This is a genomic window from Achromobacter deleyi (assembly GCF_013116765.2).
GTDB classification, from domain to species: domain Bacteria; phylum Pseudomonadota; class Gammaproteobacteria; order Burkholderiales; family Burkholderiaceae_B; genus Achromobacter; species Achromobacter deleyi_A.
Map to the genome: position 1 here is coordinate 5,003,377 of NZ_CP074375.1, position 22,090 is coordinate 5,025,466.

Genomic DNA, 22,090 nt, shown 5'->3' on the forward strand with positions numbered 1-22,090 from the left:
TCTCAGGCATCCCTGGAGATTTGCGAGAGATCCCAGTCCGCGACAGCCGACAGGCCGCCGGGGGTGTCGAACAGGGCAGCGTGCGCGGCGGCGACAATGCGAGCGCTGGCCTGGCCATCGCCATAGGGCGAATCGCCGCGGCTCATTTGCCGGAAGTAATCCGCATCCTGGAGCAGGCGGGTTGCCTCTCCCACGATGATTCCCGTTTCGGTGCCGACCACCTTGACGACGCCAGCAGCCACCGCTTCGGGACGCTCCGTGACTTCACGGACGACGAGCACCGGTTTGCCTAGTGTCGGCGCCTCTTCTTGAATGCCCCCGCTGTCGGTGATGATAAGCGTGCAGCGCTTCAGCAGCCCCACCATTTCGCGATAACCGACCGGCGGTATGAGCTTTATGCGCGGGAGGTCGCCGAGCAGCCCCGATACGACATCATGGACGTTGGGGTTTGGATGGACCGGGTAGACAAGGGTCAAATCCGGGAACTGGTCATGCAACTGGCGCAGCGCAGCGCAGATGCGCTTCAACGGTTCTCCAAAGTTCTCCCGCCGATGCACCGTAACCAGTATCAGCGGACCCGCGCCACCGAAATCTGCCGGCTCTGTGCGCGTCGCCATGCTCAGAAGTGCGTCAACGACGGTATTCCCAGTGATCTTTACCGATGCGGCGTCAATGCCTTCGGCTTTCAAGTTGTCCTTCGACAACTGGGTGGGCGCGAAATGCAACGTGGAAATTCGACCGGTGACGATGCGGTTGAATTCCTCCGGGAACGGATGATGCAGGTTTCCGGTGCGCAATCCGGCTTCGACATGGCCGAAGAGGATGCGGCGATAGAAGCACACTACCGAGGCGACCATCACGGTCGTCGTATCGCCTTGCGCGAGCACCAAATCGGGGGCGAGGTTCTCCAACGCGGCGTCAAGCTGGAGGAAGAGGCGGCCCGTCAGAGCGCCAAGGCTCTGGTTGGCTTGCATGATGTCCAGATCCTGATCCACCTGCACGCCGAAGTCGCTTAATGTCTGCGCCAGGATCTGCCGATGCTGGCCCGTGGACAGCACGATAGTCTCGGCCCATTCGCAATTCTGGAACGCCTGGATGACCGGCGCCATCTTGATCGCTTCGGGGCGCGTGCCTACAATGCAAACGACCCTTTTTTTAAGTTTCATATAGTTACCTTGGCAATACGCACACAGACCGCGTCAGACGGGTCTTAGGCGCCTCTATGAGCCTGCGTTGCTCGCAGCAGAAAAAAAGCTTGGCCACCGCGTGGGATGCGTTGCCGATTTCGAGGGTGCAATGTTACCATCCCTCAATCTATATCCGCATTTTTATTCACGGTTTGCGGCACCATCAGCCTATCGGCTTTTTTATTTTTGTAAGCACATGACAGGCGTCGATCTTGAAAAAAGGGGGCGCAGTCGGGCGCTGACAACTCGCGGATTCAAAATTGTTAATTCCCCACAACGAAGCTCACGAAATAGCAAACGATAGTGACGATCGTTTAAAAGAATCGGTGGCGTCTGAGGTTTTGTATCAAGCGGCAATTGATAATCTGCCGCATTGGTTCATGCAAAAAATCCGGAAAGACGCAACATCGTCCTGTGACTGGATTTGCTCTGGCGGGGAGGGCACGGACCTGCTGGCACAGAGGCTGAATATTGGGGTCACGGGTGAGGATGCTGCGGTCGATTTGATCGAGGCGGCTCGCAGCAAGTATGTAAAGCCGAATTTTCTGGTGGCCAACGTGGATGCCGACGGCGAGCCTCCTGCCTCGGAATATGACGTATTTTTCGTCATCAATAAACTCCAGCGATTCTCCAGGCCTGAGCGGATCCTTGAGAATATTGCGGCGAGGGCCCGAAAGTATCTGGTGGTGCTGATTCCCTATCGCGAGTATCACCGTCCATCGGGCCACGCGTCGACTTTCGATCAGGGAAATATACCGGTTTCGGTGGCGAGTCGTTTTACGCTGGTTTATTCGCGTGTTCTCGCAAAGAACAAGCCAGAGACCGCCGGCGCCGGCGGCGAACAAATCATCCTCATATACGCGGCGGACCGGGAAATCCCGACGCTGGGTCTGTCTCTGGGTGATCTGGAAATTGGAAAACAGTCGACCAGCCAGGAAGTACAGCTGCAGCGCTTGCGCGCCGAACTCAAGGCTGCCAATCAGTTGTTTCTTGATCGTACCCACCTGTTGGAAACGAACCTTCGCCAGCGGGAGGCCGAGGTGGTTCAGCGGGATCAGGAAAGCACCGCACTTCGACAGAGCACGTCCTGGCGCCTGACCGCCCCGATTCGGGGCTTGGGGCGTGCGGCCAGGTATGGCAAAAAGAAGATCCGGACAGCTGCGCGCCTGGCCTATCGCCACGCGCCCTTGCCGGCGGCCTGGAAGCAAGCCCTGAAGCGCTCGCTGGTCGGGGAGGCGGGCGTAACAGATCCCTTGCCTGCCGGCGTCCCGCAGACCGGGGTCGAAGGCAAGCCCACCATCCCGCCGCAGTTCGTCCCACCGCTCCGAGGTCCCAAGGACCGTGCGGATGTCTTTGTCTGGGGACAGGCCGATTGGCATGCGCCGCATTCCCGTGACCAGCAAATTGCGCTGGATATGGCACGCTCGGGTCACCGGACTTACTTTTTCTCGACGCGATTCGCAGATCAGGAGAAGCCTGGCTTCCGGCTGGAGGCGGTTTCCCAGGATGGCCTGTTGAACGTTGTCTACCTGAATGCGGTGAATCCGCGGTCAATCCATGACGTAAACGCCAGTTCTGCAATGGCGGAGTCCTTGCGAGCGAGTTTGGCGTTGTTTCTGGTTCAAGCCGCTCCGACGTCCATTATTTCGATGTTGCAGCACCCCTTTTGGTTGACCTTGGCCGACCAAGTGCCAAATCGCCATCTGATCTATGACGCGATGGTCGATTGGACGGGTGACGAGGACACCGAACTCGGTAAGTTGCACGCGAGTGCAATTAAGGAGGCCGACCTTGTCTTGGCCTCGACGGAAGCCCTTGCCATGTCGGCACGCGGCCAAGGCGGCCAGGTGCTGCTCCTGCCCGATGATGGCATGCAGGCTGGGGCGGACCGTGCGCGCGCCATCAGCCAGCATGTGGACCAGTACGTTCCACCGCTGGTAACGCTGGTGCTGGTCTCGTACAACAAGCTGGAGCTTACCGACGCCTGCCTGCACAGCCTGGAAAAAAATACGCACTACAAGAATTTCGAGGTAATCGTCGTTGACAACGATTCGCGGGATTCGACGCCCGAATACCTGCGGGAGTGGGCGCGCCGTGGTGAGAATCGACGCATAATTCTCAATGCGGATAATCGAGGATTTGCAGCAGCGAATAATCAGGGGCTGCAAATCGCTCGCGGCGAATATCTGGTGCTGCTCAATAATGATACCTACGTGACGCCCGGCTGGTTGGGAACGTTGGTCCGCCATTTGAGGCGCGATCCGGCCGCCGGTATCGTTGGTCCTGTTACCAATAATATTGGCAACGAATCGAAAATCCAGATCTCATACGATTCGATGGCAGAGATGGAGTATGCGGCGCGAGTGTATACGTCCAGCCACCTGGGTGAGGTTATGCCGCTACATACGGCGGCATTCTTCTGCGTTGCATTCCCCCGGGAGATATACGAAAAGGTCGGCGATCTCGACGAGGCTTTCGGTATTGGCATGTTCGAGGATGATGACTATTGCCGTCGGGTTCAGCAGATTGGCCGCACCGTGATTTGCGCCGAGGATGTATTTATCCATCACCATCATTCAGCTTCTTTTAATTTGATGGGTATGGAGCGGCGGATAAAGCTGTTCAACGAAAACCGCAAGGTGTACGAAGGAAAGTGGGGACCTTGGGTGCCTCACGAGTATCGCGAGGGTTTGAAGGGAAAAAATTGATACGCCGGCCGATGTAATGGTTGCGCGCGTTCGTGGTTATCGCGAACGCGCGCCTTTCAATTGGATCGTCGTCCAGCCTGCTTCTGGCATTGAACGACGGGCCACGTGCATCAATATACTTTTTCGACGAGCAGGCGCTGCAGGTATTTGCCGTACCCGCTCTTGGCCAACGGTGCGGCCAGCGTTTCCAGTTCTTCTGGAGTGATCCATTTATTGCGGAATGCAATCTCTTCCGGGCACGAAACTTTCAAGCCCTGTCGATTTTCCAGAGTCGAAATGAACTGACTGGCTTCCAACAGCGATTCGTGAGTGCCCGTATCGAGCCAGGCGTAGCCGCGGCCCATGATTTCCACACTCAATCTGCCTTGCTCGAGATAAACGCGATTCAAATCGGTAATCTCCAGCTCGCCGCGAGCCGAGGGCTTGATTTGCTTGGCGATCTCGACGACGTCCTGGTCGTAAAAATACAGGCCCGTGACCGCGTAATGGGATTTTGGCTTGGCTGGTTTTTCTTCCAGCGATAGCACTTTGCCATTAGCATCGAATTCCGCCACTCCGTAGCGTTCCGGGTCGTGTACGTGATAAGCGAAAACGCTGGCGCCGTGGGTACGAGCATTGGCGTTGGCCAGCAACTGGTGGAAGTCGTGGCCGTAGAAAATATTGTCCCCCAGCACGAGTGCCGAAGGATCATTGCCGAGGAATGATTCCCCGATAAGGAAGGCTTGCGCCAAGCCGTCGGGCGAAGGCTGTATGGCGTACTGGAGATTCAAACCCCACTGCGATCCATCGCCGAGCAGCTGCTGGAATCGTGGCGTATCTTGGGGCGTGGAAATGACCAGGATGTCCTTGATTCCGGAGAGCATCAGCGTGCTCAACGGGTAATAAATCATCGGCTTGTCGAAGACGGGCAGCAATTGCTTGCTAATCGCCAAGGTGGCGGGGTGCAGTCGGGTGCCGGAGCCGCCGGCCAATATGATGCCTTTGCGTTTCATGCGGGAAGTTCCAATGACGTAAGTTGATCTACCGTGCGGTCGACGTGAACTGTCCAATCCGGCAGTTGCAGTTTCAGGGGGGCAGTCAGGGCGGTGGTATTCAGCCGAGAATTCCTGGGTCTTGCCGCGGGCACGGGATACTGCTCGGTAGTAATGGGTTTGATATTGGCCGCTTCGGCCTTCAAAGCCATGCCGTTCCGACGGGCACGCGCGACCACATGCGTGGCAAGCCCATGCCAAGTCGTGTGGCCCGACGCGGTCAAGTGATAGACGCCCTTGGCGAGCGTACCTTGCTGATAGCCGGCAATGGCCAAGGCCGTGACATCCGCAATCAGTTCGGCCGATGTCGGCGCGCCGTGCTGGTCGGCCACGATATTCAAGGCGTCCCGCTCCTTGGCCAGCCGCAGAATTGTCTTGATGAAATTGCCACCGTGGGCCGAGAAGACCCAGCTCGTACGCAGGACGAGGGCATTGCAGCCGCTGTCGGCGATGGCGGCTTCGCCCGCCAGTTTCGTCGCGCCGTATACGCTCTGCGGATCTGTCTGGTCATTGATGTCGTAGGGGGCATCCTTACGGCCATCAAACACATAGTCAGTCGAATAATGTACGAGCAGGGCGTTTGTTTGCTTTGCGTACGAAGCCATTACCGCCACGGCATCTGCATTCACGAGCCGTGCGACGTCTTGATGGGTTTCGGCCTTGTCGACCGCGGTATAGGCGGCGGCATTGACGATGATGTCGGGGGCCTGGCGATGCAGCAACTGCTGCAATCCGTCCAGATCCTCCAGGTTGGCGCCTTGGCGGCCGAAGGCCTGCATGTCCCCGAATGGCAGCAGGGTGCGCTGTAGTTCATGGCCGACTTGACCGTCTTTGCCGAGGAGCAGGATTTTCATGGTATTACTCATATTCGGTTGGATATCGCGGCGGCTAATAATCCGAGATTACCCAGCGTGGTCTGGCGGTAGATGCCGGACCGTTTAATACCCACGATTCGTGGTATCAAACTTCGCTGGCGGGCGGACACCAGGCAATCGAAAGTACGGCGGTTTGCGGGTGTGAGCTTTGGCAGCAAAGGCGCAAGTGCTTGAATATGCTGGTCGGTCCACGCTTTTAGATGGCCTTGGAACAGCATGCGGATTCGCAGCAGGCGGGCACCGATCCCGGCATTTGCGCCGATCAGGTTGCCGCCATGCTGGCGATACCTCAGGGATGGCCGGCTGTCATAGTGTACGCGGCCTCCGCAAGCGCTGACCACGATGTAGACCCACCAATCGTGAGCTACTACGTCGATGTCGCTGCCCGCCGCAACGAGCAGGCGTCGGGCCGCGTTGTTGAACACCATGGTGTTGCCGCCCGCCACGTTCTGCACCAGCGCATTGGCGAATGCGGGGGGGCGGCTGAACAGCGGCGAACAGCCCAGCGTCGCGCCCTGCTCGTCGATCAACTCGGTACGGGAGCAGTACAGGGCCGGCACCTCGTCGGGGACCGTCGTCAGCCACTCCACGGCACGCTGCAGCTTTTCTGGATACCAGATGTCGTCCTGGTCCGACATGGAATAGTAGTCCGCCTGGACTTCGGGCCGGCAGATCAAGGACATGAAGTTGGCGACGAAGCCTTTGCGGGGGCCGTCGCACACTGTCAGCCTGCCTGGCGCCCAGCGCGCTTGATAGTCGGTCAGCACCTGCCGGGTAGTGGCGTCGGGGCTGTCGTCCGAGGCCCATACCTTCCAATGCGGGTAGGTTTGAGCGTCAAACGAGTCCAACTGTTCCGGTACATACTTTTCACCCTGGTATGTGCAAAGAAGGATGGCGACTTGCTGGCTCAATGGCCTACCCATATAAAGGGATGTGACTGTCTGACAACGGGCAAAAGGCGCATGGGCGCCTTTTTGATACGGCCCGAATAATCAAGCGGAATATTGGGTATCGACCCATTCGCGGTAGGCGCCACTGGTGATATTGGCGACCCATTGCTGGTTGTCCAAATACCACTGCACCGTTTTGCGAATGCCCGTCTCGAAGGTTTCCGCGGGTTTCCATCCCAGCTCGCGCTCAAGGCGCGAGGCGTCGATGGCGTAGCGCTGATCGTGGCCGGGGCGGTCCTTGACGAAGGTTATCTGGTTCTTATAGGGCAGACCATCGGCGCGGGGGCTGAGTTCGTCCAGCAATGCGCAAAGCGTGTGGACGACGTCGAGGTTGGTCTTTTCGTTCCAGCCTCCCACGTTGTAGGTCTCACCCAATTTGCCGTCGGCCAGCACGCGGCGGATCGCCGTGCAATGGTCCTTGACGTATAGCCAGTCGCGGATTTGTTGGCCATCGCCGTAGATCGGCAAAGGTTTGCCGGCCAGCGCATTGTGGATTATCAGCGGAATCAGCTTTTCCGGGAAATGGTAGGGACCATAATTGTTCGAGCAGTTGGTCGTGAGTACCGGTAGGCCATAAGTATGGTGATACGCGCGGACCAGGTGATCGCTCGCCGCCTTGCTGGCCGAATACGGGCTGTTGGGCTCGTAGCGGTTGGTTTCGCTGAAAGCGGGATCATCCTTTTCCAACGAGCCATAGACTTCATCGGTCGAGACGTGCAAGAAGCGAAAGGCGGCGCGATTGTCGTCGGGCAGCGCATTCCAGTACGCTCGCACCGCTTCCAGCAGCTGAAAGGTGCCAACGATATTGGTCTGGATGAATTCGCCAGGGCCGTGGATTGAGCGATCGACGTGCGATTCGGCGGCGAAATTGAGGACGGCACGCGGCTTGTGCTCTGCCAACAGACGGCTGACGAGTTCGAAGTCCCCGATGTCGCCCTGCACCAGGTGGTGTGCGAGGTTGCCTTTAAGCGAGGCAAGGTTGTCCGGGTTGCCCGCGTACGTGAGCTTATCCAAGGTCACCACAGGCTCATTGGTTTCGAGAAACCAGTCGAGTACGAAGTTGGAGCCGATAAAACCTGCTCCGCCAGTAACAATAATACTCATTCTTATATAGCCCTTGAGCGATGAGCGCGGCGCGCAAACCCGCTCGTTAACCCATAATTATGCCGCAACTGTCCTGACGTCTTCAAATAGATGAAACGAATAGTTGTCTGAAATATGGGCGTTACAAGAAATCATTCCGGAGGCAGCGCATTCCCGCCTTGCAATTCTTCGCATGAGTTACGTGGCCTTACGCGCATTCGGGCTGGCCCAAAAAGTATCCGCATGACCAAGTGACTTGTTGATGCAACGCGCCAGCACAAACATCAGATCCGACAGCCGGTTCAGATACTGCCTGACCGGCGCATTGACGCTGTCGACCCGCGCCAATGCCACCACCGCCCGTTCCGCGCGCCGGCATGCCGTGCGCGCCATGTGGGCCAGGGCGGCTGGCCGCGAGCCGCCGGGCAGGATGAATTCGCGCAAGGGCGGCAGCGTCGCGTTGTAATGGGCCAGCCGGGCGTCCAGGTGGGCGATCTGTTCGTCCTTCAGCGCGACGTGGCCAGGAATGCAGAGCTCGGCGCCCATATCGAACAGGTCGTGCTGGATGGTCAGCAGGTCGGCCGATACATCGGCTGGCAGGGATTCGGTCAGCAACAGGCCGATGACGCTGTTCAGTTCGTCCACATCGCCCAGCGCGGCGATGCGGGGCGCGTCCTTGGGCATGCGGGATCCGTCCCCCAGTCCGGTGGTGCCGTCGTCTCCCGTACGGGTGGCAATGACGGATAAGCGGTTGGCCATGGGAATCCTGATTCAGAGAGAAAAAGTGTGGGGTTTGCGTCCGGCGGTAAGCGGGCCCGTGCAGGACGGGGCAGTTCGCAATCAACCGTCAGGATTGTTGCGCACTTGCCGGGGAGCTGTTGCATTCGCGCAGTATCCTAGCACTGTAGGAAGCGGGCAGGGTTCGACCCGGCCCTGGCTTCCCCTGCACATGGAGGTTACCCATATGGCTTTTAGCCGCAAGTATGCAATGCCCATGGCCGTCGCCGCCGCGATGGCCGTCGTATCGCTGGCCACGCCCCTGGCATTCGCCCAGCAGGCCGACGCGACCGGTGAAGTGCGGCGCGTGGACCCCGCCGCGGGCAAGGTCACGATCAAGCATGACGCCATCAAGGCGCTGGACCTGCCGGCCATGTCGCTGGTCTATCAGGCGGATCCCGCGTTGCTGGCCGATATCAAGGCCGGTGACAAGGTGCGTTTCACGGCCACTCGCAAGGACGGCAAGTATGTGGTGACCGCCATCGCCAAATAAGGCCCCCGCGCCGCGCACACTATGCGTGCTTGCTCTTCAGGCCGTCCCTGCCTGGGGGCGGCCGGGCGTAAAAAAACCCCGCGGCAATCGCTTGCCGCGGGGTTTTTTGCATCCGTCCCCAGGACGAAGGCGCTTACAGTACGTAGCGCGCCAGGTCCTGGCTGCTGGCGGCTTCCGCCAGTTGCGAATTGACGTAGGCGGCGTCGATCTTCACGTTCTTGGCCTGGCTGGACGTGGCGTCGAAAGACAGTTCGTCCAGCAGCTTTTCCATCACCGTGTACAGGCGGCGGGCGCCGATGTTCTCGGTGGTTTCGTTGACGTCGTAAGCCAGCTCCGCCAGGCGGCGCACGCCTTCCTCGGTGAACTCGAGCTGCACGTCCTCGGTGGCCATCAGCGCGGTGTATTGCTTGGTCAGCGAGGCATCCGTATCGGACAGGATGCGTACGAAGTCCTCGGCGGTCAGCGATTCGAGTTCGACGCGGATCGGGAAGCGGCCTTGCAGCTCGGGGATCAGGTCCGAGGGGCGCGACAGGTGGAACGCGCCGGACGCGATGAACAGGATATGGTCGGTGCGGACCATGCCGTAGCGCGTGTTGACGGTGGTGCCTTCGACCAGCGGCAGCAGGTCGCGCTGCACGCCCTGGCGCGATACGTCGGCGCCGCCGGACTCCTGGCGGGCCGCGATCTTGTCGATTTCGTCCAGGAAGACGATGCCATTCTGCTCGACGTTGTTGATGGCCACGCTGCGCAGGTCTTCTTCGTTGACGCGCTTGGCGGCTTCTTCGTCGACGATGAGCTTGAAGGCCTCGCGGACCTTCATCTTCTTGGGCTTTTTCTTGTCGCGGGCCATGCCGGCGAACATGCCTCGCAGCTGCTCGGCCATTTCTTCCATGCCGGGGGGCGTCATGACGTCCATTTGCGGCGTGGCCTGAGCGACTTCGATCTCGATTTCGAGGTCGTCGATCTTGCCTTCGCGCAGGCGCTTTCTGAAGGTCTGGCGGGCGCTGTTGTCTTCGCCGCGCTCCGGCTCGCCGGAGGCGCCGCGCGGGGGCGGCACCAGGGCGTCCAGGATGCGGTCTTCGGCTGCGTCCTCGGCCTGGGTGCGCACGCGGCGCATTTCCAGTTCACGGGTCTGCTTGATCGAGTATTCGGTCAGGTCGCGGATGATGGTGTCCACGTCGCGGCCCACGTAGCCCACTTCGGTGAACTTGGTGGCTTCGATCTTGATGAACGGCGCATTGGCCAGCTTGGCCAGGCGGCGCGCGATCTCGGTCTTGCCGACGCCGGTCGGGCCGATCATGAGGATGTTCTTGGGGTGGATCTCGTGGCGCAGGGGTTCGGCGACCTGCTGGCGGCGCCAGCGGTTGCGCAGAGCAACAGCGACCGCGCGCTTGGCGCGGTCCTGGCCGACGATGTATTTATCGAGTTCGGAGACGATCTCTCCGGGCGTCATGTTGGATGCGGACATGAGGGCGGATCCTTGAAGCTAGGGCGGGCTGGGAGGGCGCGGCAGGCGCAATGCGCGCCGCGCGGCTGGCGTCAGTCGCCCAGCGTTTCGATGACGTGATTCTGGTTGGTATAGATGCAGAGGTCGCCGGCGATCTCCAGCGATTGCTTGACGACGACCTCGGGCGACAGCTCGGTGTTGCGCAGCAACGCCAGTGCGGCCGATTGGGCATAGGCGCCGCCGGAACCGATGGCCGCCAGGCCATGTTCGGGTTCCAGCACGTCGCCGTTGCCGGTCAGCACCAGCGTGTGCTCGGTGTCGGCCACGATCAGCATGGCTTCGAGGCGGCGCAGGACGCGGTCGGTGCGCCAGTCGCGGGTCAGTTCGACCGCCGCGCGCATCAGGTTGCCCTGGTGCTTTTCCAGCTTGGCTTCGAAGCGTTCCTGCAGCGTGAATGCGTCGGCAGTGGCGCCGGCGAAGCCGGCCAGGATCTTGTCGTGGTACAGCCGGCGGATCTTGCGGGCCGTGCCCTTGACGACGATATTGCCCAGGGTGACCTGGCCATCGCCGCCGAGCGCGACGCGGTTGCCGCGGCGCACACACACGATGGTGGTGGCGTGAAATTGTTCCATGCGTTCCTTCCTTTGAGAGGAGTAGCTGGGGGCGGTCGCGGAAAAATCAAGGAATTACTGCTTTTGGACGATAAAAAAGGCCATGCTGGCGAGCAGCATGGCCTTTCAGGCGGGAGCGAATACGGGACGGATCAGTCGCCGTAGAGCTTCTGGCGCATTTCACGGCGTTCCTGCGCTTCGAGCGACAGGGTGGCCGTGGGGCGGGCCAGCAGGCGCGGAACGCCGATGGGTTCACCGGTTTCTTCACACCAGCCGTATTCGCCGCTGTCGATGCGGGCGATGGACTGTTGCACCTTCTTGAGCAGCTTGCGCTCACGGTCGCGGGTGCGCAGTTCCAGGGCGTGTTCTTCCTCGATGGTGGCGCGGTCGGCGGGATCGGGCACGAACTGCGTTTCACGCAGATGCTCGGTGGTTTCGCCGGCATTGGCCAGGATGTCCTGTTCGAGTTGTTTGAGCCGTTCCTTGAAGAAAGCCAGCTGGCGTTCGTTCATATAGTCGGACTCGGGCATGGCCAGCAATTCCTTCTCGCTGGGCAGATCAATCGCCGTATCGCTCGTCGACTTGCTTGATTTTTTGGTTGCTGCCTTGGTAGCCATGTAAACACTCCACTATGAATCGATCCTGGCGCGGGCGTCCATTCCCGGTCCGTGTTACTTGTTGCCTACGCTATTCGTACCTCACAGTACTGCCTTCGTCGCATCGCGTCACGCAGGAAGGGGTATTACCCCGCCAGGCACTGCTCCAAGCCCCGGGTGAAAATCTCCTGGGGCAGCTTACGTCCGATGAATACCATCTTGGTGGACGGCTTTTCGGCCGCGGTCCACGGCTTGCCGGGTTCGGCACCCATCATCATGTGCACACCCTGGAACAACATGCGGCGATTGATGCCCTTCATGTACAGGATGCCCTTGTAGCGCATCAGGTCGGGACCATAGACCTGCACCACGCCACCCAGGAATTCCTCAAGGCGCGCGGGATCGAACGGCTTGTTGGAACGGAACACGAACGCGCCGATTTCGTCGTCGTGCTGGTGGTGATGGTGGTGATGGGCATGATTGCAGTGCGCACCGCAGTCGCCTTCGTGCTCATGGTCGTGGTCATGGCCATGATCGTGTCCGTGGTCATGCCCGTGGTCGTGGGCATGGCTGTGGGCGGCGTCGGGATGCTCATCGGCCAGGAATTCCGGGTCGATGTCCAGAATGGAATTCAGGTTGAAGCCGCTGATGTCGATGATGGACTTGAGGTCGACTTCGCCGAAGTTGACGGCGGTGATCGGCGCGCGCGGGTTCATGTGAACCAGGCGGTGGCGCAGCGCTTCGTAGTCGACTTCGTTGACCAGGTCTTTCTTCGAGATCAGGATGCGGTCGGCGAAACCGACCTGCTTCTGGGCTTCGGGCTGTTCGTCGAGCGTGGACATGCCGTGCTTGGCATCGACCACCGTGACCACCGCGTCCAGGCGGTAGTACTCGGCGATGTCGTCGTCCATGAAGAACGTCTGGCAGACGGGGCCGGGGTTGGCCATGCCGGTCGTTTCCAGGATGACGCGTTCGAAAGTCAGTTGGCCGGCTTCGCGCTTGGCGCGCAGCTCGGACAGGGTGCGCATCAGGTCGCCGCGCACCGTGCAGCAGACGCAGCCGTTGGACAGTTCGATGATTTCTTCATCGCTGTCTTGCACGAGCAGGTCGTTGTCGATGCTTTCCGGTCCGAACTCGTTTTCGATGACCGCAACGCGGCGGCCGTGGAATTCGGTCAGGATGCGTTTGAGCAGGGTGGTCTTGCCCGCACCGAGAAAGCCGGTGAGGATGGTGACGGGAACCATTTTGTCCAAACTGCGCGGGGTGTTCATGGCGAAGCTGCTAGCGTGAGGTCAAGGCGTGAAACATGGGGCCTGACAGGGGTTTTCAACCGGGTTTTCAACCACCGGCGGATGACGTTTGCCACAGGCTGCGAAGGCCGCCGATAGCGGCCGGACGCAGGATTACAGCACAGTCGGGGGCAGGGGGCAAACCCCGGGCCAACCCGGGGGCCATAGCCGTCCGGATCGCCGCCGTACGCCGTCAAGTATCGGGCGATATCACTATTTTGGGGCGGTTTGCCGGATTTCAAGGGCGGGATGCGCCCTGATGGATGGGGCCGGAGCCGGATCCCTCATCCGATTCAATGCGCCCAAGGGATGGAATCCGGCGGCCGGCGATCCGGCGGCCGGTGGGCGCGCTTAGTGGTGATGGTGCTGATGGCCGGCGGCGTCGGCCGGCTGCTTTTTCTGGCATTGCGGGCACAACGCGCGGATTTCGGTTTCGTGCGTGGCCAGGGCATAGCCGGTCTGCGCCACGCGCTCGGCCAATTGCCGGCTCATGGCCGGGTCGGACACCTCGGCCACGGCGCCGCAGCCGGTACAGACCACCAGCAGATCGTGCGGCGCGCCGCCGGCGTCATGGCAGGCGCTCCAGGCGTTGACGGCATCCAGGCGGTGAATCAGGCCTTCGTCCATCAGGAAGTCCAGGGCGCGGTACACCGTGGGGGGCGCGGCGCCCGGGTGGACGGCGCGCATCGCGTCCAGCAGTTCATAGGCCTTCAGGCTGCGACCGTGACGCAGCAGCAGCTCAAGGACCTTGCGGCGGATGGGCGTGAGGCGGCGTCCGCGCTGCGCGCACAGCGTTTCGGCGACGCTGAGCTGAGCGCCTACGGTGTCGCTGCGGGGTGGGCGGGGCGGAGCGGACATGGCGGGCTTTATCTGAATGGGAAACGCGCGCGACGCGCGCGAGATGCCTGGAAGGTAGCAGAAATCCCCCATGCGCGGGAAAAAGCGCCAGGGCCCGGCTGGTTTAGTTATGATATAACATAATAATAATTGATCGTTACCGACTTCCGCCTTTGCTTGCCATGTCTCATTTCACGCTTCTGCCCCAGCGGCCCGGCGCCGCGTCCGGGCACGTCGCGCCGCGCCGTTCGGCATTCCTCGCTTCGGCCTGGCGCCGCATGGCATACGCCCTGGCCGCGGCGATGGCGTTGTGGGCGCTGACGGGCTGGGCGCTGGACTGGTGGCCGCGATGAGCGCCTCGTCCATTGCCATCGAGCTGGCCGACGCGTCTTTCGGCTGGCACGGGCAGGCGGCGCTCAAGTCGGTATCGGGCAGCTTTGCCGCCGGCGGCATGACCGCCGTGGTGGGCCCCAACGGCGCCGGCAAGTCGACCCTGATCAAGGGCATCATGGGCGTGCTGCGCCCCTTGACCGGCAGCGTGCGCATCGGTGGCGCCGGGCGGTCGGAGCTGGCGTGGCTGCCTCAGGCGGCCGAACTGGATCGGTCCTTTCCCGTGACGGTGCTGGACCTGGTGGCCATGGGGGCGTGGCGCCGCGTGGGCGGATGGCGCAGGTATGGCGACGGCGAACTGGACCGCTGCATGCATGCGCTGGAAACGGTGGGCCTGGCGGACGCCGCCGGACGCGGCGTGGATACGCTGTCCGGCGGGCAGATGCAGCGCACCCTGTTTGCACGCATGCTGGTGCAGGACGCGCCGGTGCTGTTGCTGGACGAGCCGTTCGCCGCCGTGGACAGCCATACCGCGGACGAGCTGATGGCATTGCTTTGCGGGTTGCACGGCCAGGGGCGGACCGTGATCGCGGTGCTGCACGACCTGGATCTGGTGCGCGACCACTTTCCCGAATGCCTGCTCCTGTCGGGCTCGGTCGTGGCCTGGGGCGATACCGCCCAGACCCTGAACGACACGCACCTGAAGACGGCGCGGCAATGGCACGCAAGGTCCTGGACATGACGCTGGCGCAATGGGTGGTCTCGCCCTTTCTGGACTACGGCTTCATGCGGCGTGCCCTGGCCGGAGCCAGCGCCCTGTCGCTGGGCGCCGCGCCGCTGGGCGTATTCCTGGTGCTGCGGCGCATGAGCCTGATGGGTGATGCGATGTCGCACGCCATCCTGCCCGGCGTGGCGGCCGGCTTCCTGCTGGCTGGCCTGTCCTTGGGCGCGATGATGCTGGGCGGCATCGCCACCGGCCTGGCCGTTGCGCTGCTGGCGGGGCTGGTCGCCCGGCTGACGCCGCTGCGCGAAGACGCCAGCTTCGCGGCGTTTTATCTGATCTCCCTGGGGCTGGGCGTGCTGCTGGTGTCGCTGCGCGGCTCCAATATGGATCTGCTGCATGTGTTGTTTGGCACGGTGCTGGGCCTGGACGACGCGGCGCTGCTGCTCGTGACGGGCACGGCCAGCGCAACCCTGCTGGTGCTGGCCGCGATCTACCGGCTGCTGGTAGCCGAATGCCTGGACCCGGGTTTCCTGCGCGCCAGCGGCGGCCGGGGCGGCTGGGTGCACATGGGCTTTCTGGTGCTGGTCGTGGTGAATCTGGTGGCGGGCTTCCAGGTGCTGGGCACGCTGATGGTGGTCGGGATCATGATGCTGCCGGCCGCCGCGGCGCGCTTCTGGGTGCGTTCCGCGGCCCGCCAGATTCCGCTTGCCGCGGGCCTGGGCGTGGCATCTTCGGTGGCCGGCCTGCTCGTTTCCTATCACTTCGACGTGCCGGCTTCCCCCGCCATCATTCTGGCGGCGGGCACCTGCTATCTGTTTTCCATCGTGGGCGGCCCGCAAGGCGGGCTGCTGCGGGCGCCGCGCCGCATGCGCCGGGCCTGAGACTTCAAAAGGAGATTCGCCATGCGTACGATTCTGCCGGCGCGCCGCCGCGCGCTGCTGGCCATGGCCGGCCTGTGCCTGTCGGCCGCCCTGGGGGCCGCGCACGCAGCCGGGCCCCTGAAGGCCGTGGCCAGTTTTTCCATCCTGGGCGACATCGTGCGGGAAGTTGGCGGCGCGGATGTGAGCCTGGCCACGCTGGTGGGGCCCGATGGCGACGCGCATGAATACGAACCGACGCCGGGGGATGCGAAGAAGCTGGCTGGCGCCCAAGTACTGTTCGTGAATGGCCTGGAATTCGAATCCTGGCTGCCCAGGCTCACGCAGGCCTCGGGCTTTTCCGGCCAGGTCGTGACGGCATCGCAAGGTGTCACGCCGCGCAAGTTCGCCGGGCATGGCGATCACGACGATGACCATGATCACGATCATGGCCACGACCACAAGCACCAGGACGGCCATCACCATCATGGCGACGCCGATCCGCATGCCTGGCAGAACCTGGCCAACGGCGTGATCTATGCGCGCAATGTGGCCGAAGGCCTGGCCGCCGCCGATCCGGCGCGCGCGGATGCCTACCGGCAACGCGCCAAGGCCTATATCGCGCGGCTGGAATCGCTGGATGCCAGCGCCAGGAAGACGTTTGCCGCCATTCCGGCCGCACGCCGCAAGGTCGTTACCTCGCACGACGCCTTCGGCTATTTCGGCGACGCCTACGGCGTGACTTTCATCCCGGCGATGGGGGTGTCGACGGACGCCGAGCCGTCGGCGGGCGAAGTGGCCGGCATCATTGAACAGGTCAGGCGCGAGCAGGTGCCCGCGGTGTTCGTGGAGAACATCAGCAGCCCCAGGCTGGTCCAGCAGATTGCGCGTGAGACCGGCGCAAAGGTGGGTGGTACGCTCTATTCCGATGCGCTGTCCAAGCCCGGGCAGCCCGGCGCCACCTATCTGGAAATGTTTGAATGGAACGTACGTCAGCTTGCCGCGGCCTTGCAGCCCTGACCGCCGCGACGGCACTGCTGGCGGCGGGCGCCGCCAGCGCGCACCCGCACATGTGGATCGACGCCCGCGCGGTGATCGATATCGATGCGCAGCACCGCGTCACCGCCGTTCGGCAGGTGTGGTTGTTCGACGAGATGTTCGGCGCCTATGCCACACAGGGGCTGAAGAAGGGCAAGGACGGTTCCCTGCCCGCCGAGACGTTGCGCGGCATGGCGCAGGACTGGATGAAGGCGCTTGGCGAGCCGATCTCGCATTACTTCACGCGGGTCACCATCGGCGGCAAGACGGCCGCCTTTGCCGCGCCGCGCGATGCCCGCGTCGACTGGAACCCGAAGACCACTCGCCTCACGCTTTCGTTCACGCTGCCGCTGGCCGAGCCCGCCGCGCCGGGCCCGGATGGCGCGCAAGTGGATATCTACGACCCCACCTATTTCGTGGCCTACGCCTTTGACGAGAAGGGCGCGGTGTCGCTGGGCGGTCCGCAAGGCGCAGCCTGCACGTCCGCCTATCGCAAGCCCAAGGAACTGGATTGGAACACCATGCAGCAGTTGGCCGCGATCCCGGCCGACCCGGACGCGTTGCCGGACGAGTTATTCGCCATTACCAAGGGACTTACGCATCGCATCGAGGTGCAATGTCCGTAGCGCGGTCCGCGACGGGGCTGAGGGTCCTGCTCTTGGTGTTGTGCGGCCTGGCGTGGATGTCCGCGGCCGCCGCGCAGGGCGCGCACCCTTTCGGCGTGCCTGAAAGCGGGGCAGGCATGGGGGGGCCGGGCTGGCTGGCGAGCTTCTTCGGCCAGGTCTCCGTCTGGCAATCCCATTTCTATCGGCAGTTGACGGGCGCGGTGCGCGCCTGGCAGGCGGACGGAGGCGCCGCCTGGACACTGATCGGCCTGTCGTTCGCCTATGGCGTTTTCCACGCGCTGGGCCCCGGCCATGGCAAGGCGGTGATTTCTTCGTATGTGCTGGCCAATCGTCAGACCGCGCGCAATGGCGCGCTGCTGGCGCTGGTGTCTTCGCTGATTCAGGCGCTGGTGGCTATTGGAATGGTGGCGGTGCTGGCCATGGTGTTCAACGCCACGGCCGCGACGATGAACCAGGCCACGCGCTGGCTGGAGTTGACCTCTTATGGCCTGGTGACGCTGCTGGGCGCATGGCTCGTCTGGCTCAAGGCGATCCGCCCATGGTCGCGCCGCGCCGTCCGCGCCAGGCCGCAGGCCGCGGCACAGGCCCCCGTTTTGAAAGGCGCGGCGGCGTTGCGGGCGATGGCCGTGCATGCGCCATCGCCTGGGCATGGCCATGCGCACGCGCATCATGACGACGATTGCGGTTGCGGGCATGCGCACGCGCCCCAGCCGGAACAGGTGGCCGGCCCCTTGAACTGGCGCCGCGCCTGGTCGGCCATCCTGGCGGTGGGCCTGCGGCCATGCAGCGGCGCGCTGATCGTGCTGGTGTTCGCCCTGTCGCAGGGCTTTTTCCTGGCCGGCGTGGCGTCGGCCCTGGCGATGGGCCTGGGCACCGGACTGACGGTGGCGGCGCTGGCCTGCCTGGCCGTGGCGGCCGGGGGCGCGGCCACGCGCCTGGGCCGGCGGCTATCGGGCGCGGGCGCCGCGCGTCTGCGCTATGGCGTGGAAGCGCTGGCGGCGATCGCCGTGCTGCTGCTGGGCGTGATGCTGCTGGGCGGCATGGTGGCCGGAGGCGGCTGAGAAGACGGTCAGGACTTGCGGCCGGCGCGCGGATGCGCCTGGTCGTAGGCCTTGGCGAGATGCTGGAAGTCCAGCCGCGTGTAGATCTGGGTGGTCGAGATGTTGGCGTGGCCCAGCATTTCCTGCACGGCTCGCAGGTCCTGCGCGGATTGCAGGACGTGGCTGGCGAAGCTGTGCCGCAGCACGTGCGGATGCACATGCGTGGGCAGGCCGGCTTCTTGCGCGATGCGCGCCAGTTGCAGCTGCACAACGCGCGGAGAAATGCGGCGTCCGCGCGCGCCCAGGAACAGCGCGGCGGCGTCTTCGGGCTGCGATGCGGACGGGGCCAGTTGCGGGCGCACGCCGATCCACTTGCGCAGGGCTGCCAGGGCTTCCCGGCCGACCGGCACGGAGCGGCGCTTGCCGCCCTTGCCCAGCACCACCACTTCGGCGTCGTCCAGGTTCAGCCAGCCGCGCGATTCGTAGTCCGAAGAGCGCTCATAGCGCAGGTCCAGTCCCACCAGTTCCGACAGCCGCAGGCCGCTGGAATAGAGCAATTCAAGCATGGCCTGGTCGCGCAGCGCGGCCGGTTCGGTGGCGACGCGGGCGGGAGCCCGGTCCAGCAAGGCCTGGGTCTGCTCCACCGACAGCGCCTTGGGCAGGCCACGAGGCGCCTTGGGCGCGCGTACGCCCGCCACCGGGTTGCCGGAGAGCTCGGCCGCGGGCGCCCACCATTGGTAGAAACCGCGCCAGGCCGCCAGGGTGCGCGCCAGGCTGCGCGGACCGCGGCCCTGGGCATGCAGGCGCGCCACGAACTGGCGGATATGGCCGTTGCCGAGCTTGTCCAGCGGCAGGCCGGCCTTGTCGGCAAGCTCGCGCAGGAAGTGGAGTTCGCGCCGGTAGCCGTCCAGGGTATGGGGCGAATAGCGGCGGTTGGTTTCCAGATGGCGCAGCCAGGCGCTCATCGGATCGGGCAGGGGGGCTTCGGGCGGATCGGGGTTTTGCGCGGCGTTCTGCATCGTGTCCTCTTGGTCCGCCCGCCCTGGCGGGGCGCTAGGCCTTGGGCGTGGCCGGGTTCAGGCGGTGCAACGCCGCCGACGCCAGTTGGCCGACGGACTCCAGGAACGTCGTTCCCATTTCGGGCGTGAAGCGTTCGGCGTCGTCCGATCCCAGCACCAGCAGGCCGACGGCGGCGCCATCGGCTTCCAGCCGCAAGGGCACCAGCGCCAGCGACTTGGGCGTGCCATCCAGCCAGGCAACCGCCTCAAAGGCCGTGTCGGTGCCGCAGTACGGCGTCTTCAGGCTGTCGGTGAATGTGCGCACATCCTGCGTGACGGGCTCGCCATAGCCATGTGCGGGCAAATCGGACAGACCCCACAGGCGCAGCGCCACGTGGTTCAGCTCGAACTGTTCGGCCAGGCCCAGCGCGATTTCTCCCGGCACCAGTTGCGGATCGCATTCGGACAGCAGACGGCAGCACCATTTGGCCACGTGCGTGCCGATGGTCTCGTTGGCGGTGGCGTTGCGCACGAGTTCGTTCAGGCGCCATTCCAGTTCGCGGTTGCGTTCGCGCAGCGTGAGGATCTGGCGTTCGCCCAGCGAAATGGCGCGAGAGCCGTGCGGGTGCGGCACCTGCAGGGTGGCGAAGACTTCGGCGTGTTCGTCGAAGAAACCGGGGTTCTCTAGCAGGAAGCCGGCGATGTCCTCGGCGGTGAAAGCGGTATCGGTCATAGGGTTATCGGTTCAGCGCCATGGAGAAGACGAGCTTGTCGATGTCGACCTGGCCCGTGAAGACGGATTCGGCGGGACCGGTCATGCGCAGTTGCTCGCCGTTCCAGTCGATGGTGAGCACGCCGCCGCGCGTCTGCACGCGCACGGGGGATTCGAGCAGGCCGCGGCGGATGCCGGCCGCGACGGCGGCGCAGGCGCCCGTGCCGCAGGCGAGGGTTTCGCCGGCGCCGCGCTCGAAGACGCGCAGGCGGATGTTGTGGCGGTCCACGACTTGCATGAAGCCGGCGTTGACCCGGCGCGCAAAGCGCGGATGGGTCTCGATCAGGGGGCCGAGGACGGACACCGGCGCGGTGTCGACGTCGTCGACCACCTGCACCGCATGCGGATTGGAGATGGCCACCGCGGACACGGCGACCGTGCGCGGCAGGCCGGCGGGCGCATCCAGCTCCAGGTCCCACAGCGTGTCATGGCCTTGCGTGCGCGAGGCCAGGCCGGCGGTGTCGAACGGCAGGGCGGCCGGGTCGAAACGGGTGCTGCCCATTTCCACGGTGACCTGTTCGTCGTCGCCCTCGTCCAGCACCAGGATGCCGGTGGCGATCTCTGCGCGCAGCGGGTTGCGGTCCGACAGGCCCTGTTCATGAACGAAGCGCACGAAGCACCGGGCGCCGTTGCCGCAGTGTTCGACCTCGGTGCCGTCGGAGTTGAAAATGCGATAGCGGAAATCGGCGTCCGGCCGCGTGGCGCGCTCGACCAGGAGGATCTGGTCGGCGCCGATGCCGAAGTGCCGGTCGCCCAAGGCGCGGGCGCGCTCGGGCGTCATTTCGATGGCCTGACGGACGCCGTCGAGCACGACGAAATCATTGCCCGCGCCATGCATTTTGGTGAAGTTCCAGTTCATCACGGGATTATCGCCCATTATTGCGGCGCGGGCGGCGCGGGCCGGGGCTCAGTAGAGTTTGGCCTCGCCCGGGGGGCGCGTCTTGAACCGGCGGTGTACCCAGTAGTACTGGCTGGGGCAGCTGCGCACCCAGGATTCCAGTTCCCGGTTCAACCTGGCGGTGGCGTCTTCGAGCGAGTCTTCGCCCGGGAAGTCCGCCAGGGGGGGCAGGATGTCAACATGGTAGCGGCCGGTATCCGGGTTCCAGAAGCCCAGGATGGGCAGCACGGCGGCGTTCCATTTCTTGGCCAGTTGCGCGGTGGCCAGCAAGGTGGCCGCCTGCACGCCGAAGAACGGCACGAAGACCGCGCCCTGGCGGCCGAAATCCATGTCCGGCAGGTAGTAGACGGGACGGGGGGCGCGCAGGTGACGGATCAGCTCGCGCACGCCGTCCTTGCGGCTGACCTGGAAGACTTCGTTGAAGCGGCCCCGCCCTGCGGCGACGATCGCGTCGATGTGGGGGTCGCTTTGCGGCGTGTACATGGTGGCGGAGCTGGGAAGCTCCAGCGTCAGCCGGGTGGCGGACGCGTCCAGCCCGATGAAGTGCGGCGCTAGCAGGATGACGGAACGGCCCTGGGCGATCAGCGCATTGATTTGCTCCGCGCCGGTCTGCGTCACCAGCTCTTTGACTGCCTCGGCGGTACCGTACCAGAGTACGCCGCGATCAACGATGGATTGGGCCAGCGCCCGGAAGTGTTCGGCCGCCAAGCGTTCGCGGGCCGCCTCGGACTGCTCGGGGAAACACAGCGCCAGATTGCGGCGGACGATATGCGCGCGCGATTTGGCCAGCCGCAGGCCCAGCCAGCCCAGGCAGGCGCCGATGCGCTGCCGGGTGGCGGGCCGCATGCGGGAGAACCATTTCAACAGGGAAACCAGCGCGCGCGTTTTGAAGTCAGTCATAAGCAATGGGGTTGGGCCGGGGC

23 protein-coding genes are annotated in these 22,090 nt (G+C 63.5%); 8 read left to right on the plus strand and 15 right to left on the minus strand.

The features are described from left to right. Positions 1-2: 2 nt before the first annotated feature. Complete coding sequence (gene wecB / locus HLG70_RS22640; protein ID WP_171666973.1) at positions 3-1,166, minus strand: non-hydrolyzing UDP-N-acetylglucosamine 2-epimerase; 1,164 nt, start codon at positions 1,164-1,166, stop codon at positions 3-5. A 281-nt stretch (positions 1,167-1,447) separates the two neighbouring features. On the opposite strand from wecB, the gene HLG70_RS22645 reads away from it, so the two are divergent. Beyond that, positions 1,448-3,895: a glycosyltransferase gene (locus HLG70_RS22645; protein WP_171666972.1), complete on the plus strand. Its 2,448-nt coding sequence runs from the start codon at positions 1,448-1,450 to the stop codon at positions 3,893-3,895. Positions 3,896-4,005: 110 nt separating this feature from the next. Here the strand turns inward: HLG70_RS22645 and rfbA are convergent, their stop codons facing one another. The 5 genes from rfbA to HLG70_RS22670 all read right to left on the minus strand — a co-directional run bounded on the left by rfbA (position 4,006) and on the right by HLG70_RS22670 (position 8,593). After that, a complete protein-coding gene (gene rfbA, locus HLG70_RS22650; protein WP_171666971.1) occupies positions 4,006-4,887 on the minus strand; it encodes a glucose-1-phosphate thymidylyltransferase RfbA in 882 nt (293 codons plus the stop codon). Further along, positions 4,884-5,780: a dTDP-4-dehydrorhamnose reductase gene (rfbD, locus tag HLG70_RS22655; protein WP_171666970.1), complete on the minus strand. Its 897-nt coding sequence runs from the start codon at positions 5,778-5,780 to the stop codon at positions 4,884-4,886. Before rfbD ends, rfbA begins: the two co-directional genes overlap by 4 nt. A gap of 8 nt (positions 5,781-5,788) precedes the next feature. Beyond that, complete coding sequence (locus HLG70_RS22660) at positions 5,789-6,712, minus strand: glycosyltransferase family 2 protein (RefSeq protein WP_234103168.1); 924 nt, start codon at positions 6,710-6,712, stop codon at positions 5,789-5,791. A gap of 81 nt (positions 6,713-6,793) precedes the next feature. Continuing rightward, positions 6,794-7,855 (minus strand): dTDP-glucose 4,6-dehydratase, encoded by a 1,062-nt coding sequence (gene rfbB, locus HLG70_RS22665; RefSeq protein WP_171666968.1) that lies wholly within the window; start codon positions 7,853-7,855, stop codon positions 6,794-6,796. 177 nt (positions 7,856-8,032) lie between these two features. Then, complete coding sequence (locus HLG70_RS22670) at positions 8,033-8,593, minus strand: cob(I)yrinic acid a,c-diamide adenosyltransferase (protein ID WP_171666967.1); 561 nt, start codon at positions 8,591-8,593, stop codon at positions 8,033-8,035. A gap of 205 nt (positions 8,594-8,798) precedes the next feature. Here HLG70_RS22670 and HLG70_RS22675 point away from each other — a divergent pair, with 205 nt between their 5' ends. Next, positions 8,799-9,104 (plus strand): copper-binding protein, encoded by a 306-nt coding sequence (locus HLG70_RS22675; protein WP_171666966.1) that lies wholly within the window; start codon positions 8,799-8,801, stop codon positions 9,102-9,104. Positions 9,105-9,237: 133 nt separating this feature from the next. On the opposite strand, the gene hslU is transcribed toward HLG70_RS22675, so the two are convergent. The 5 genes from hslU to HLG70_RS22700 all read right to left on the minus strand — a co-directional run bounded on the left by hslU (position 9,238) and on the right by HLG70_RS22700 (position 13,905). Continuing rightward, on the minus strand, positions 9,238-10,572 hold the full coding sequence (gene hslU, locus HLG70_RS22680) for an ATP-dependent protease ATPase subunit HslU (protein WP_171666965.1): 1,335 nt from the start codon (positions 10,570-10,572) through the stop codon (positions 9,238-9,240). Between the two features lie 71 nt (positions 10,573-10,643). Then, a complete protein-coding gene (gene hslV / locus HLG70_RS22685; RefSeq protein ID WP_171666964.1) occupies positions 10,644-11,183 on the minus strand; it encodes an ATP-dependent protease subunit HslV in 540 nt (179 codons plus the stop codon). 131 nt (positions 11,184-11,314) lie between these two features. Continuing rightward, positions 11,315-11,779, minus strand: a complete 465-nt coding sequence (gene dksA, locus HLG70_RS22690) for an RNA polymerase-binding protein DksA (protein ID WP_006216410.1) — start codon at positions 11,777-11,779, stop codon at positions 11,315-11,317. Positions 11,780-11,904: 125 nt separating this feature from the next. Continuing rightward, positions 11,905-13,029, minus strand: a complete 1,125-nt coding sequence (locus tag HLG70_RS22695) for a CobW family GTP-binding protein (protein WP_171666963.1) — start codon at positions 13,027-13,029, stop codon at positions 11,905-11,907. Positions 13,030-13,398: 369 nt separating this feature from the next. Then, positions 13,399-13,905, minus strand: a complete 507-nt coding sequence (locus tag HLG70_RS22700; RefSeq protein ID WP_171666962.1) for a Fur family transcriptional regulator — start codon at positions 13,903-13,905, stop codon at positions 13,399-13,401. A 161-nt stretch (positions 13,906-14,066) separates the two neighbouring features. Here HLG70_RS22700 and HLG70_RS22705 point away from each other — a divergent pair, with 161 nt between their 5' ends. The 6 genes from HLG70_RS22705 to HLG70_RS22730 are packed head-to-tail and all read left to right on the plus strand — an operon-like array spanning position 14,067 to position 18,520. Continuing rightward, entirely contained in the window at positions 14,067-14,237 is a 171-nt protein-coding gene (locus HLG70_RS22705; RefSeq protein ID WP_171666961.1) for a hypothetical protein, read from the plus strand. Continuing rightward, entirely contained in the window at positions 14,234-14,956 is a 723-nt protein-coding gene (locus tag HLG70_RS22710) for a metal ABC transporter ATP-binding protein (protein ID WP_171666960.1), read from the plus strand. The genes HLG70_RS22705 and HLG70_RS22710 overlap by 4 nt, the downstream gene beginning before the upstream one ends. Further along, positions 14,953-15,819: a metal ABC transporter permease gene (locus HLG70_RS22715; protein WP_171667073.1), complete on the plus strand. Its 867-nt coding sequence runs from the start codon at positions 14,953-14,955 to the stop codon at positions 15,817-15,819. The genes HLG70_RS22710 and HLG70_RS22715 overlap by 4 nt, the downstream gene beginning before the upstream one ends. A 21-nt stretch (positions 15,820-15,840) precedes the next feature. After that, entirely contained in the window at positions 15,841-16,815 is a 975-nt protein-coding gene (locus tag HLG70_RS22720) for a metal ABC transporter substrate-binding protein (RefSeq protein WP_171666959.1), read from the plus strand. Next, positions 16,776-17,459, plus strand: a complete 684-nt coding sequence (locus tag HLG70_RS22725; RefSeq protein ID WP_171666958.1) for a DUF1007 family protein — start codon at positions 16,776-16,778, stop codon at positions 17,457-17,459. Before HLG70_RS22720 ends, HLG70_RS22725 begins: the two co-directional genes overlap by 40 nt. Beyond that, the gene (locus HLG70_RS22730) at positions 17,450-18,520 is read left to right on the plus strand and encodes a nickel/cobalt transporter (RefSeq protein ID WP_171666957.1); all 1,071 of its coding nucleotides are present in this window, start codon (positions 17,450-17,452) and stop codon (positions 18,518-18,520) included. Before HLG70_RS22725 ends, HLG70_RS22730 begins: the two co-directional genes overlap by 10 nt. Before the next feature lie 8 nt (positions 18,521-18,528). On the opposite strand, the gene xerC is transcribed toward HLG70_RS22730, so the two are convergent. From xerC to HLG70_RS22750, 4 genes are read right to left on the minus strand one after another with little or no spacing between them, the layout of a single operon-like run. After that, positions 18,529-19,518, minus strand: a complete 990-nt coding sequence (xerC, locus tag HLG70_RS22735) for a tyrosine recombinase XerC (RefSeq protein ID WP_171666956.1) — start codon at positions 19,516-19,518, stop codon at positions 18,529-18,531. Between the two features lie 34 nt (positions 19,519-19,552). Then, positions 19,553-20,230, minus strand: coding sequence for a DUF484 family protein (locus HLG70_RS22740; protein ID WP_171666955.1), 678 nt, complete (start codon positions 20,228-20,230; stop codon positions 19,553-19,555). A 4-nt stretch (positions 20,231-20,234) separates the two neighbouring features. Further along, positions 20,235-21,146, minus strand: coding sequence for a diaminopimelate epimerase (gene dapF, locus HLG70_RS22745; protein WP_171666954.1), 912 nt, complete (start codon positions 21,144-21,146; stop codon positions 20,235-20,237). Positions 21,147-21,176: 30 nt separating this feature from the next. Then, entirely contained in the window at positions 21,177-22,067 is an 891-nt protein-coding gene (locus HLG70_RS22750; protein WP_171666953.1) for a lysophospholipid acyltransferase family protein, read from the minus strand. Between the last annotated feature and the right edge of the window lie 23 nt (positions 22,068-22,090).